Source organism: Aeromonas sp. Y318-3, assembly GCF_027706185.1.
Classification (GTDB): Bacteria; Pseudomonadota; Gammaproteobacteria; order Enterobacterales; family Aeromonadaceae; genus Aeromonas; species Aeromonas veronii.
Genome location: NZ_JAPDCN010000005.1, coordinates 169,344 through 181,625, shown reverse-complemented (window position 1 = coordinate 181,625; position 12,282 = coordinate 169,344). Strand labels below are relative to the sequence as shown.

At 61.6% G+C, this 12,282-nt stretch carries 13 protein-coding genes; 7 read left to right on the top strand and 6 right to left on the bottom strand.

Features of this window, described 5'->3' with window-relative positions; translation table 11 throughout:
* The first annotated feature begins 44 nt into the window (after positions 1 to 44).
* Entirely contained in the window at positions 45 to 296 is a 252-nt protein-coding gene (locus tag OKB77_RS09025) for a YkgJ family cysteine cluster protein (RefSeq protein ID WP_005336384.1), read from the top strand.
* Positions 297 to 366: 70 nt separating this feature from the next.
* Here the strand turns inward: OKB77_RS09025 and OKB77_RS09020 are convergent, their stop codons facing one another.
* The 4 genes from OKB77_RS09020 to hemC are packed head-to-tail and all read right to left on the bottom strand — an operon-like array spanning position 367 to position 4,247.
* Positions 367 to 1,530, bottom strand: a complete 1,164-nt coding sequence (locus tag OKB77_RS09020) for a heme biosynthesis HemY N-terminal domain-containing protein (protein WP_199427815.1) — start codon at positions 1,528 to 1,530, stop codon at positions 367 to 369.
* Between the two features lie 10 nt (positions 1,531 to 1,540).
* Complete coding sequence (locus OKB77_RS09015; RefSeq protein ID WP_150389866.1) at positions 1,541 to 2,590, bottom strand: uroporphyrinogen-III C-methyltransferase; 1,050 nt, start codon at positions 2,588 to 2,590, stop codon at positions 1,541 to 1,543.
* Positions 2,587 to 3,321, bottom strand: a complete 735-nt coding sequence (locus OKB77_RS09010) for a uroporphyrinogen-III synthase (RefSeq protein ID WP_150389864.1) — start codon at positions 3,319 to 3,321, stop codon at positions 2,587 to 2,589. The genes OKB77_RS09015 and OKB77_RS09010 overlap by 4 nt, the downstream gene beginning before the upstream one ends.
* On the bottom strand, positions 3,318 to 4,247 hold the full coding sequence (hemC, locus tag OKB77_RS09005; protein ID WP_150390568.1) for a hydroxymethylbilane synthase: 930 nt from the start codon (positions 4,245 to 4,247) through the stop codon (positions 3,318 to 3,320). Before hemC ends, OKB77_RS09010 begins: the two co-directional genes overlap by 4 nt.
* 323 nt (positions 4,248 to 4,570) lie before the next feature.
* Between hemC and OKB77_RS09000 the strand changes: the two genes are divergently transcribed.
* A complete protein-coding gene (locus OKB77_RS09000; protein ID WP_199415636.1) occupies positions 4,571 to 7,090 on the top strand; it encodes a class I adenylate cyclase in 2,520 nt (839 codons plus the stop codon).
* Between the two features lie 64 nt (positions 7,091 to 7,154).
* On the opposite strand, the gene OKB77_RS08995 is transcribed toward OKB77_RS09000, so the two are convergent.
* Entirely contained in the window at positions 7,155 to 7,808 is a 654-nt protein-coding gene (locus OKB77_RS08995; protein ID WP_199415637.1) for an alpha/beta hydrolase, read from the bottom strand.
* A complete protein-coding gene (cyaY, locus tag OKB77_RS08990; protein WP_019444859.1) occupies positions 7,805 to 8,119 on the bottom strand; it encodes an iron donor protein CyaY in 315 nt (104 codons plus the stop codon). The genes OKB77_RS08995 and cyaY overlap by 4 nt, the downstream gene beginning before the upstream one ends.
* A 73-nt stretch (positions 8,120 to 8,192) precedes the next feature.
* Here cyaY and lptM point away from each other — a divergent pair, with 73 nt between their 5' ends.
* The 5 genes from lptM to xerC all read left to right on the top strand — a co-directional run bounded on the left by lptM (position 8,193) and on the right by xerC (position 12,274).
* Positions 8,193 to 8,369: an LPS translocon maturation chaperone LptM gene (gene lptM / locus OKB77_RS08985; protein ID WP_199415638.1), complete on the top strand. Its 177-nt coding sequence runs from the start codon at positions 8,193 to 8,195 to the stop codon at positions 8,367 to 8,369.
* A gap of 32 nt (positions 8,370 to 8,401) precedes the next feature.
* Positions 8,402 to 9,652: a diaminopimelate decarboxylase gene (gene lysA / locus OKB77_RS08980; protein WP_270817421.1), complete on the top strand. Its 1,251-nt coding sequence runs from the start codon at positions 8,402 to 8,404 to the stop codon at positions 9,650 to 9,652.
* Between the two features lie 49 nt (positions 9,653 to 9,701).
* Positions 9,702 to 10,532 (top strand): diaminopimelate epimerase, encoded by an 831-nt coding sequence (gene dapF / locus OKB77_RS08975; protein WP_322874430.1) that lies wholly within the window; start codon positions 9,702 to 9,704, stop codon positions 10,530 to 10,532.
* A 91-nt stretch (positions 10,533 to 10,623) separates the two neighbouring features.
* Complete coding sequence (locus OKB77_RS08970) at positions 10,624 to 11,304, top strand: DUF484 family protein (RefSeq protein WP_043821859.1); 681 nt, start codon at positions 10,624 to 10,626, stop codon at positions 11,302 to 11,304.
* Positions 11,297 to 12,274, top strand: coding sequence for a tyrosine recombinase XerC (gene xerC, locus OKB77_RS08965; RefSeq protein ID WP_265776150.1), 978 nt, complete (start codon positions 11,297 to 11,299; stop codon positions 12,272 to 12,274). The genes OKB77_RS08970 and xerC overlap by 8 nt, the downstream gene beginning before the upstream one ends.
* Positions 12,275 to 12,282: the final 8 nt, after the last annotated feature.

Here is a 12,282-nt window from a genome sequence, read left to right as displayed (position 1 = left end):
GCTTCGGCTATGGTGGCTCAGACCGTCCCAAAGGAGTGGAGTCTATGGAGTGTCGTAGCGGCTGCGCTGCCTGTTGTATCGCCCCCAGTATCAGCAGTGCCATTCCCGGTATGCCAGATGGTAAACCGGCAGGTGTCCCCTGTATCCAGCTCGATAGCGCCCTTGGCTGCAAGATCTTCGGTCAACCGGAGCGGCCGGCGGTGTGCGGCGGTTTTCGCCCCATGATGGATGTGTGCGGCAGCCACCGTGCCGAGGCTATCTGGCTGATCGGCGAGCTGGAGCGGCTCACCACCTGACGAGGGCAGGGCGAAGAGATAAAAAAAGAGGCCGCATCATGCGGCCTCTCGCGTTTCTGTTTGCCGGGGATCAGACTCCCGCCAGTTCCAGTGCCTGACGATAGTACTCGTTGGCCTTGTTGGTGAGGCGGCGTTTGTCCATCAGCTGGCCGAGAGCGTGATAGGCGGCGGCGCTCGGCGCCCGCTCCACCTCCTGTTCCAGCAGCTTCTGGGCATCGTCCAGCTGACCGGCCAGCAGATAGAGCTGGGCCAGTGCGGTGTCCACCTCCGGTTGCCCCTGCTGTTTTTGCAGCAGTGCCAACAGCGGCTGGTAGCTGTCGAGTTTCAGCTTGGGCAGACGAGCCAGCAGCTGTGGCATCGGCTGTTTTCGCAGTGCCTCCTGCCACAGGGTGGCGGCTTCGCCATCGGCGCCCAGCTGGCGCAGCAGATCGCCGTAGCAGGCCAGCAGTTCCGGCTCGAGGCGCAGCTTGCGCGGCAGATCCTGCCATACCGCCTTGAGGGTCTCGAGGCTGCCGGCAGCCTGTTGCAGACGACCAGACCAAGCCTGTTGCAGCAGATCTTCTTCCTGTTTCGGGGTCAGCTTGCCCACCTTGTGCAGTGTCGGGATCAGGTCGCACAGGGCGCTCCAGTCCTGACGGGCCAGATGTACCTGACGCAGCTGATCCAGCACCATGGGGTGGCGCGGGTTGAGGGCGTAGACCGACTCCAGCATCGCCAGTGCGGTATCGTACTGGCCCTGCTCGATCTGCAGCTGGGTCTGGGTCAGGGTGAGCGCCAGCTCGGCTTTGGGGTTCTCCTCCTGCGCTTTTTGCAGATATTGATCCCGGCGGGCGTCGTCACCACGGGCCTGTGCCGCCTTGGCGGCGCTCAGATAGTTGAGCAGCGGGGTATCGCTGTTGCTGGCCCCCTTGATCATCAGCTTTTCAGCCTGACTGTAGTGCCCTTCGGCCATTGCCAGGGTGGCGGCGACGGTCTGTTGATTGGCCTTGCGGCGGCGGCGCGAGCCGTACCAGCCGAGGGTCTTGCGGCGCAGGCCGAATATCCGACCCAGCAGCCATTCGACGATCAGCAGGGCGCCGTAGAACAGCACGGCCAGGATCACCGCGCTGGTGACGGAGGATTCGATGGTGTAATTGCCGAGGGCAATCAGCACATAGCCCTTGTTACCGGAGGCTTGCGGGCCAAAGATCAGCCCTGCGACCATCACGGCAACCAGAATGATTATACGGATCATGGCGCCCTCCTCAGCTGCTGGCCAGAATGCGTTGCAGGCGTTCGGTCAGCACCTGCTCCAGTATCGCCTGGGTCTTGAACTGGGCCGGATAGTCGATCTGGATCTGCTCACCCTTGAGCTTGTCGATCTCGCCCTGCATGTAGCGGGTGGCGCTGTTGTCGGTGTCGAAATACTGGGTCAGCCAGCGCTGGGCCTTGTCCAGGCTGTCTTCGTAGAGCGCCTGCTGCTCGCGATAGACGGAGAGCTGGGCCTGCAACAGCTTGGTCTTGAGGTTTTCACGCAGGAAGATCTCCTGCTGCGGCGAGAGCAGCGCCTCTACTGCACCATCGCGGCGGCGGATGGTGACGAAGTTCTCGGTGAACTTGACCCAGTTCTTCTTCAGGTTGCTCTTCCACTCGTCTGGATTGGTGCTGACCGCTTGATCCGGCTCGGCCTTGGCTTCCGGCATGCTGACGGTGGAGAGGGGCAGCAGCTCGATCTGGTCTGAGAGCGCGGCCAGCTTGAGGGTCAGCCCCTCGCGGTCGATGCGCGGCATCCCCTTGAGCTTGGCGATATCCTCGGCCAGTGCCTTGCGGATCGGCATTAGGCTGGGGTCGTTGAGGGCGGCGATCCGCTCGTCGGCATTGCCGAGCAGGGTGATGGCGGAGACGAGGTCATGCTCCAGCCACAGTTTGCGGCCCGCCATCCGTACCAGATACTCGGATTCGGCCAGCATCCAGTCGTTGGGGCGCTTGTCATTCAGGTCCAGTACCCGGTTCTGCAGACCCTGCATCTCCCCCTGCAGCCGCTGCTGGGTTTGATCCAGCGCGGCCAGCTGCTCGGCATCCTTGCTGCTGGTCTGGTCGATCTTGCTCAGGGCGCTCGCCAGCTGTTGCTTGAGCTGGGCCAGTTCGGCCTGCTGGGCAACGGCATTCTTGTGACCGTGCAGATAGAGACCGCCGGTCAGGCCAAGGGCCAGCAGGATGGCGACCCCTCCCAGTACGGCACCGGAGCGGCTCTTGCTGCCATTGACCGCAGCGGTCGGCTGGGGTTTTACCTGGGATTCTTGTTGTTCTGTCATTCCATCTTCCTCAGTTCCAGTGCGGCCGTCAGGGCCTGGTTGGATGCACCTTGGGCAATCGTGATATGGATAAAGCCCGCTACGCTGGCCATCTCGGCCACGCGTGGGCTGGGGACCACCAGCAGGCGGTCAAAAAGCCAGGGCCGCTGGTGGTCGGGAACCAGCTCCAGCAGCCGTTGCAGCAGTTCACCACTGGTAATGAGCAGGCTGTCCAGCCCCGCTGCCTGCCAGTGGTGGGTCAATCTGTCCCCGTCTAGCTCGGGGTAGTGGCGCTCATAGGCCGCACAATAGTGCACCAGAGCACCGCGTGAGGCCAGCGTGCTGGCGATGAGATCCCGCCCGCCATTGCCGCGCAGGATCAGTACCCGTTTGCCTGCTACCTGCTGCAGGGCGGGCAGGGCCAGCAGCCCTTCGCTGCGCGGGTCATCCGGGCAGCTTGCCGTGATGCCGATGGTGGCAAACGCATCTGCGCTGGCCTGACCCACTGCAAAGTACTCAATATGTGGCCAGGTCTGACCAGTTTGCAACAGAAAATCGTGTGCAAAATGAACGGCATGGATGCTGACGGCGATAACCGCGTCGGCACTGCGCAGCAGGTCGGGCAGGAGAGGGAGTTCACTGCCCGCCACGGTTTCCAGCAGCGGGCAGCAGAGTGGTGCATGGCCGTGCTGGCGCAGCAACTGCACCAGCTCGGCGGCCTGGGCGGCCGGACGCACCACCAGCGGTGTCATGTGCGGTAGACCTCGGCCAGGATCTCGTCGGCACCGGCGGCCAGCAGGCGCTGGGCCAGCTGCTCGCCGAGGGCCTCACCATCGGCCAGCGGGCCACGGATCTCGTCGCGGATCACCTGGCTGCCATCCGGGCTACCCACCAGACCACGCAGCCAGATCTGCTCGCCTTCGACCAGTGCGTAGGCACCGATGGGGACCTGACATCCCCCTTGCAGGGCGCGATTCATGGCGCGCTCGGTCAGTACCCGGGCGCGGGTCTCGGCGTGTTCCAGCGGCGCCAGCAGGGCGTGCAGTTCAACATCGTTGAGGCGGCATTCGATACCGACGGCGCCCTGACCGTTGGCCGGCAGGCTCTGCTCCGGCTCGATAAAGGCGGTGATGCGGTGCGCCATCTCCAGTCGTTTCAGACCGGCGGCGGCGAGGATGATGGCATCGTACTCACCCGCATCCAGCTTAGCGAGGCGAGTGTTGACGTTGCCACGCAGGTCGCGGATCACCAGATCCGGGCGGGCGGCGCGCAGCTGGCACTGGCGGCGCAGGCTGGAGGTGCCGACCACGGCCCCTTGCGGCAGTTCGGCAATGGCCTTGAAACGGTTGGAGACGAAAGCATCGCGGGGATCTTCCCGCTCGCAGATGGTGTGCAGGCCGAGCCCCTCGGGGAACTCCACCGGAACGTCTTTCATGGAGTGAACGGCGATATCGGCCCGCCCTTCCAGCATGGCGGTCTCCAGCTCCTTGACGAACAACCCCTTGCCACCAACCTTGGCCAGCGGGGTATCGAGGATCTTGTCACCCTGAGTGCTCATGGGCACCAGTTCGACCTGCAACTGCGGGTGCAGGGCTTCGAGCCGGTCTTTGACAAAGTTGGCCTGCCACAGGGCCAGCGGGCTCTTGCGAGTGGCAATTTTCAGGGTTCGGGCTGCCATATCAATCAGTTGTTTCATTTTTAGAAGGAAATCGATATTACCACCCTTTGCCCGGGCTTTCATGGCGGAGCCGGCAAAAGCGGGGCCAAGCTCAAAAATGCATGCTGAAAATGATTTTCATTAAGCAAGAGGTGTTGATTAATTCATTGAATGTATTGGAATTTAATGATTTCCCCTGATACTTGATGTGGTCATACCAGAAATAATCTGGCGTTTAGCTGAAGGCTTGTTTACCACCGCTGTTTGCATTGTTAACATGATCACACTTTTTTGACGTATCCCCCTTTTGGTGCGTCATTTTCACTTAGGTGATAGGCAGGGCATTGCAGGAACACATCGATACGCTGGTTGCGCGTTATGACGATATTACCCGTCTCAAGACGCAACGGGCGTTAGGCCTCATGAGTCGCTATGGGCAGCAGGTATTCCAACTGCTGCCTGTCATGCTGCACTTCAATCATCCCCTGCTGCCCGGTTATGTCTCCGGTGATGTCCCTCATGGCATCTGGAGCTTCAGCGCCACCGTCGAGCAGCAAGCCTTCATCGATGACCTCTGCCGCAACGCCAACTGCCAGAGCGGTCTTGCCACCCATGATCGGGCTATTCAGGGGCTCTACTCCATGGGCAGCACCTCCTCCATCGGTCAGTGCTGTCACTCCGATCTCGATATCTGGGTCTGCCACGTGGCCGGTTTGTCGCAGGAGCGGCTCGATCTGCTGGAGCTGAAGTGCCAGCAACTCTCCAAGTGGGCCGAACAGCGCGGGGTCGATCTCAACTTCTTCCTGATCCCGGAAGACAAGTTCCGCCAGACCAACGATGCCCAGATGCAGGGGGAGAGCTGCGGCAGTGCCCAGCACCTGCTGTTGCTCGACGAGTTCTACCGCAGTGCCATGCGTATCGCGGGCAAACGCTTGATCTGGTATCTGGTACCCACCGAATGTGATGATCACTACGATGCGTATGTGAACGAGCTGTTCGAGAGCGGCAAGCTCAAGCAGGACGACTGGCTCGATCTCGGCAGTTTTGACCGTATTCCGGCCGAAGAGTATTTCGGCTCCGCCCTGTGGCAGCTCTACAAGGGGATCGACTCCCCCTACAAGGCGGTGCTCAAGTCGGTGCTGATGGAAGCCTACTCCCACGAGTATCCCAACACCCGCCTGCTGTCGATGATTGGTCGCGACTGGTTCCAGCACAACGAGGGGATGCACTACCGGCTCGACAACTACTGTCTGATGCTGGACAAGGTGACCAACTACCTCAAGTCCATCGGCGACATGGCGCGGCTCGATCTGGTGCGCCGCTGCTTCTACCTCAAGGTGTGCGACGGTCTCAGCCATCCCAAGGATGATCACTCCCCCGAGTGGCGCCGCGAGCAGATGAGCCAACTGGTCTCCTACTGGGGCTGGAGTCAGGACAAGCTCTATCAGCTCGATCATCGCCACGAGTGGAAGATCGAAGAGGTGAAGATCGCTCATGCCGAGCTGCTGGAAGCCCTGATGCAGAGCTACCGCAACCTGATTCAGTTCGCTCGCCGCAACAACATCAGCGAGTCGATCAACCCGGAAGATATCGGCATTCTGTCGCGCAAGCTCTACGCCGCGTTCGAGAGCCTGCCGGGCAAGGTGCAGCGCATCAACCTCAAGATCGCGCCGGATCTCAGCGAGCCGGATCTCAGCTTTGTGCAGGTGCCCCACGGTCGCCTCAACCGCGCCGGCTGGTATCTCTACAAACATTCGCTGGAGCCGGTGGACATCATTGGTCGCGCGCCGCTGGAGTTCAACGGCTACATCAGCAAGCTGGTCTCCTGGGCCTACTTCAACGATCTGCTGACCCCCCAGTCGCGGGTGCACCTGTTCAATCAGGGCTCGGATCTGCACATCGACAATCTGCACCAGTTCTGCCGCGATCTCTCCGGCTGCTTCCCCGAGAAGTACCCGCTGGCCACCAACCTGGCCCTCAGTCGGCCGTGCGAGATCCGTCAGCTCTCCATCTTCCTCAATCTGGAGATGGATCCGACCAGTCACTGGGTCGGTCAGGTGATCGAATTTGACGCTAACACCGTGGATGTCTTCTCGTTCGGTCGTAATCAGGAGTGTCTGGTGGGATCTGTGGATCTGGTCTACCGCAACTCCTGGAGCGAGATCCGCACCCTGCATTTCCAGGGGGATGAAGCCGTGGTCGATGCCCTCACCACCATCCTCGGCAAGATGCATCAGGATGCCGCCGCCCCCGAGATGATCGAGGTGTTCTGCTACAGCCAGCACTTCCGTTCTCTGGTGCGCTCCCGCTTCCAGACCCTGGTGGCGGAGTGTATCGACCTGCGCCTGGCCCGCGACAAACAGCAGCTGGTCAAGACCATGGCCCTTGGCCGCGAGAAGTACGGCATCTTCTTCGAGCGGCGCGGGGTATCGGTGAAGAAGCTGGAAAACGCCATCGATTTTTACCGTCACATCTCCCACAACAAGCTGGATCACCTGCCGCTGCGGCTCGACAAGACCCACAGCCAGCATCTGCCGAGCATCGTCGATGCCTACGCCAGCGAAGGGTTGGTGCAGTTCTTCTTCGATACCCGTGATGCGGGTACCAACATCTATATCCTCGATGAGGCGAACCGGGTGGAGATCTACCAGCACTTTGCCGGCAACAAGGATGAGCTGGTGGCGGGGGTGAACCGCTTCTACACCTCCAATCACGAGCGGTTCAGCGATGATGGGCAGTTCATCAACTTCAACCTGCCGCAGTACTACGAGATAGTACAAGTGAATGGCGAGCTGGATGTGATCCCCTATCGCAGTCAGGGCACTCTGCGCGAACAGGTGCCGCCCGCTCGAGAAGTGGGCTGACCCGTCAGTTGGAATCGCCATAAAAAACGGCCTGCAGATGCAGGCCGTTTGCTATTGCGGTTGCTCAGGCGCCGAGGCGAGCCAGCAGCCAGCTGCGAATGTCGCCCAGCTGCGGGCGGCAGATCTCGTGACGCATCGGGTACTCGTGCCACTCGGGGGCGAGTCCGGCAGCTTCAAGCCGGTTCTTGGCATCCCAACCGAGCGACAGGCTCACCACATCGTCGTAGATGCCGTGCATGTAGCAGATGAGCAGGGTGCGAGCAGCCTCGCTCATCTCGCCGAGCAGCTTGTCGGGGGCGGCCAGATAGGTGGACATGCAGAGCAAGCCCGCCAGCGTTGCCTGATAGCGCAGCGCGGTGAAGGAGGCAATCACCCCGCCCTGAGAGAAACCTGCCAGCACGATATGCTCGGGGGCAAACCCGTCGGCCACCAGCTGGTCGAGCAATGCGGCAATCTGGTCGGCTGATTCACGGACATGGGACTCCACGGCCCGCTCGGCGGGATCCTCGAAGTTCTTTATGTCGTACCAGCCGCGCATCTTGTAGCCCATGTTGATGGTGATGGGGCGCTCGGGGGCATCCGGCAGCAGGTGACGCACCGGTAGCTCGGCGGGCAGCTCCAGCGCGTCCACCAGCGGGGCGAGACCGGCGCCGGAATCACCCAGCCCATGCAACCAGATCACCGCGTGACGGGCGCCCTGCGGGTGCAGGTCGATCATGGGAACACCACCTCTTCGCCCGCCTGAGCGGTGCAGGATTGGCTCAGCAGCGCCTTGAGCTCGTGGCCGAAGCGGTTGTCGATCCAGGTGTCACCCTGCAGTTCGAAGTGGAAGCCGTTCTCGCGGGTGGCGACCCAAATCTGGTGCAGTGGCTCCTGCTTGTTGATGATGACCTTGGTCTTGTTCTCGAAAGAGAGGGTCAATACGCCGCCGCTGCGTTCGCAGTCGATATCCGGATACCCCTCGTCGAGCGTGTCTTCCACATATTGGAAAAAGGCGTCGGTCAGGGCGTGATACTCGTGATCCTTCATCGGTTTATCCTGTTGCTTTTAACAATGTGAGTGCGATTATAGAGGGCCAAAAATTTTTTCGCAGCGAACCATTATGATCACCCAGTTCACCAAGTGTCTGCTTGCTACTCTTCTGTCCCTCGGGTTGGCCGCGTGCGGTCTGAAGGGGCCGCTCTATATGCCACCCCCCGAGCAGCCACAGAGCCAGAGTACACCGCAAGCAGCAACGCCTGCGACCACTGAGGCTGCCACCGAGGCCGCGCCGCACTAATGCCGCACCCATTCTAGGAAGGAACCGCCCCCTTGGATCACTTTAACTACGACGCCGACGGCCAGCTTCAGGCCGAGCAAACCTCGCTGCAACAGCTTGCCGAGCAGTACGGTACCCCGCTTTACGTCTACTCCCGTGCGACCCTCGAGCGCCACTGGCACGCCTTCGACAAGGCCGCTGGCGATATTCCCCATCTGATCTGCTATGCGGTGAAGGCCAACTCCAATCTGGCGTTGCTCAACCTGCTGGCCCGTCTGGGTTCGGGGTTTGACATTGTCTCCGGTGGCGAATTGTCGCGGGTGCTGGCGGCGGGCGGTGATCCGGGCAAAGTAGTCTTCTCCGGCGTGGCCAAGAGCGAAGCGGAGATGCGCCTCGCGCTGGATAAAGAGATCCTCTGCTTCAATCTGGAGTCGGAAGCAGAGCTGGAGCGCCTCAATCGGGTGGCGGGCAGCATGGGCAAGAAGGCTCGCGTTTCGGTGCGGGTCAATCCGGATATCGATGCCGGTACTCACCCCTATATCTCCACTGGCCTCAAGCAGAACAAGTTCGGCATTCCCATCGAGCTGGCGCCAGCCATCTATCGCAAGGCAGCCGCGATGGCGAACATCGAGATCGTCGGGGTGGATTGCCATATCGGCTCGCAACTCACTGAATTGAATCCCTTTATGGAAGCGGCTGACAAGTTGCTGCGGCTGATCGACGGTCTGGCGGCGGAAGGCATTCATATCCATCATCTGGATGTGGGTGGCGGCCTTGGGGTCAACTATGGTTCCGAGCAGCCACCCCATCCGACCGAGTATGCCGAAGCGCTCAAGCAGAAGCTGGCGGGCCGGGATCTGACCCTGCTGTTCGAGCCGGGCCGCGCCATCGTCGCCAATGCCGGCGTGCTGCTGACCCGGGTCGAGTACCTGAAACCGGGCGAAACCCGCAACTTTGCGCTGATCGATGCCGGCATGAACGACATGCTGCGCCCCTCGCTCTATGGCGCCTGGATGAACATCATCGAAGTGGATAGCCGTGCCGGCCATACCCCAGCGCTCTATGACGTGGTGGGTCCGGTGTGCGAGACCGGGGACTTCCTCGGCAAGGAGCGCACCCTGGTCATCGCCGAGGGTTCGCTGCTGGCGGTGCGCTCGGCCGGTGCCTACGGCTTTACCATGTCATCCAACTACAACACCCGTCCCCGTGCCGCCGAAGTGCTGGTGGACGGTACGCAATCGTTCCTCATCAGAGAGCGCGAGCAGTTGACCGATCTCTGGCGCGGTGAGCACTTGCTGCCTTAAGCTGCCTTTAAAAGTGCCTTGAGCGCGCGCCCAAAAACAGGAACGCACGATGTTGATAGATTTTTCCAAGATGCACGGGCTGGGAAACGACTTCATGGTGGTGGACGGTGTCACCCAGAAGATCTTTTTCAGCAACGACGTCATCAAGAAGCTGGCGGATCGCCACTTCGGGGTCGGTTTTGACCAGCTGCTGCTGGTGGAGCCCCCCTATGACCCCGAGCTCGATTTTCATTACCGTATCTTCAATGCCGATGGCAGCGAGGTGGAGCAGTGCGGCAATGGCGCCCGCTGTTTCGCCCGTTTCGTGCGTCTCAAGGGGTTGATCAACCGCGATCGCATCGCGGTCAGCACGGCGCGCGGTCGCATCGTGTTGCAGCTGGAGGGGGAGAATCAGGTCACGGTCAACATGGGAGTGCCCCAGTTCGAGCCGGGCAAGATCCCGTTTCGGGCCCAGAAGGCAGAGAGGACCTATCTGCTGCGGGCGCAGGAACATACCGTGATGTGCGGTGCCGTCTCCATGGGCAACCCCCACTGCGTCATCGAGGTGCCGTCGGTGGCCGAGGCGCCGGTGGCTACTCTGGGGCCCATCATGGAGCGTCACGAGCGTTTTCCCGAGCGGGTCAACGTTGGATTCATGGAGATGGTCAATGCTACCGAGATCAAGCTGCGGGTGTTCGAGCGGGGCTGTGGCGAGACCCTGGCCTGCGGCACCGGTGCCTGTGCGGCGGCAGTAATTGGCATCAGTCAGGGCAAGCTCAAGGAGCGGGTCACCGTCAGTCTGCCGGGCGGCAAGCTGACCATCGCCTGGAAGGGGCCGGGCCAGCCGGTCTATATGACAGGCCCCGCCGAGCATGTGTTTGACGGCCAGATAGAGGTTTAGCCGATAAAGGTTCAGGTACGGGGGGCGTTGGCCCCCTTTGCCCATGATGTCGGGGCAGCGAGCCCCATTTCTCTGATGGATCAACCAATTTATGAGCGAACTCAAACGGCAGGAGCAATCGGTGGATGAAGCCACTGTGCTGGAGTACCTGGCCCGTTATCCCGAGTTTTTCCAACGCCATGCCGCCGTGCTGGACCGGATCCGCATTCCCCATGAACGCAAAGGGTCGGTCTCGCTGGTCGAGCGCCAGCTGGAGCGTCAGCGCGAGCGGATCGAACAGCTGGAGCAGGAGATCACCGAATTGATGGGGATCGCCAGCGAGAACGAGCGGATCTTCCGGGTCTATGCCGATCTCTACGGCGAGCTGTACGGCTGCCAGACCCTGTTCGAGGTGAGTGCCGTGATGGGCAAGGCCTTTGTCCAGCGGCTGCGCCTGACCGGGCTGCGGCTCTGGCTCAATCCCAAGAAGTTTACCCTGAGCGGGCCAGAGCAGCGTTTTCTGGCACAGGGCAAGCAGCTCGAATCCCTGCTGGGTCAGCGTCTGCCGGGGCAGGATTACTACTTTGGCCGCCTGAGCCAGAGCGAGAAGCAGGCACTGTTTGGCCACGATGTGCTGGTCAACTCGGTGGCCCTGATGCGGCTCGGCGATCTCGGCGTGCTGGCCTTCGCCAGCTCGGATCCCGGCCACTTTACTCCCCATAACGACACCCTGCTGCTGGGCCAACTGGGGCGCCTGCTGCAACTGCGTCTGCCCGAGTTGACTCATGGCTAGAACACCGGCCAGGGCGCCCGCCAAAGCTCCCGTCGTCGCACCGCCATTGCCTGCGGCACTGGCGGACGAACTGGCGGCCTTTATCGAATACCTGAGGGTCGAGCGTCAGCTCAGCCCTCATACCCGCAATAACTATCAAGCCCATCTGGAGGCGATGACCGCCGAGCTGGTGGCCCTCGGGCTCACTGATTGGGGTCGGCTCGAGGCGAGTCAGGTGCGCACTCTGGTGACCCGGATGCACAAGGGGGGCCTTGCTCCTCGTTCCCTTTCCACCAAGGTCTCGGCCCTGCGCAGCTTTTGCGACTGGCAGGTGCGGCAGGGGCGGCTGACCGCCAATCCGGCCCGTGGCATCGTCACCCCCAAACAGGGGCGGCCGCTGCCGAAAAACCTCGATGTGGACGAGATGCACCAGCTGCTCAACATCACCGACGAGCAGGATCCGCTGGCGGTGCGGGATCGCGCCATCATGGAGCTGATGTACTCCTCAGGGCTGCGTCTGGCCGAGCTGGTGGGGATCAATCTGGTGGATCTGAAGCTCGACGATCGCCAGCTCAAGGTGACTGGCAAGGGCTCGCGGGAGCGGGTGCTGCCCATCGGCCGGATGGCGGTCGAGTGGCTGCAGAAGTGGCTCAAGGTGCGCCCGCTGCTGGCCGGGGACGAGAGCGAGGCGCTGTTTGTCTCCAGCCGCAAGCAGCGGCTGTCGGCCCGCTCGGTGCAGGCCCGCCTCGATGGCTGGGGCAACAAGCAGGCGCTCAACGCCCACGTCCATCCCCACAAGCTGCGCCACAGCTTTGCCACCCATATGCTGGAGTCTTCCGGCGATCTGCGGGCGGTTCAGGAGCTGCTGGGACATGCCGACCTCTCCACCACCCAGATCTATACCCACCTCGACTTCCAGCATCTGGCCAAGGTCTACGACAACGCTCACCCAAGGGCCAAGCGTGACCCGGATGCGCAGGACGATGAATAACGGGCCCT

Coding starts and splice junctions, on each gene's coding strand:
- OKB77_RS09025 (WP_005336384.1), top strand. CDS start 45: ATGGAGTGTCGTAGCGGCTGCGCTGCCTGTTGTATCGCCCCCAGTATC.
- OKB77_RS09020 (WP_199427815.1), bottom strand. CDS start 1,530: ATGATCCGTATAATCATTCTGGTTGCCGTGATGGTCGCAGGGCTGATC.
- OKB77_RS09015 (WP_150389866.1), bottom strand. CDS start 2,590: ATGACAGAACAACAAGAATCCCAGGTAAAACCCCAGCCGACCGCTGCG.
- OKB77_RS09010 (WP_150389864.1), bottom strand. CDS start 3,321: ATGACACCGCTGGTGGTGCGTCCGGCCGCCCAGGCCGCCGAGCTGGTG.
- hemC (WP_150390568.1), bottom strand. CDS start 4,247: ATGGCAGCCCGAACCCTGAAAATTGCCACTCGCAAGAGCCCGCTGGCC.
- OKB77_RS08995 (WP_199415637.1), bottom strand. CDS start 7,808: ATGATCGACCTGCACCCGCAGGGCGCCCGTCACGCGGTGATCTGGTTG.
- cyaY (WP_019444859.1), bottom strand. CDS start 8,119: ATGAAGGATCACGAGTATCACGCCCTGACCGACGCCTTTTTCCAATAT.
- lptM (WP_199415638.1), top strand. CDS start 8,193: ATGATCACCCAGTTCACCAAGTGTCTGCTTGCTACTCTTCTGTCCCTC.
- dapF (WP_322874430.1), top strand. CDS start 9,702: ATGTTGATAGATTTTTCCAAGATGCACGGGCTGGGAAACGACTTCATG.
- OKB77_RS08970 (WP_043821859.1), top strand. CDS start 10,624: ATGAGCGAACTCAAACGGCAGGAGCAATCGGTGGATGAAGCCACTGTG.
- xerC (WP_265776150.1), top strand. CDS start 11,297: ATGGCTAGAACACCGGCCAGGGCGCCCGCCAAAGCTCCCGTCGTCGCA.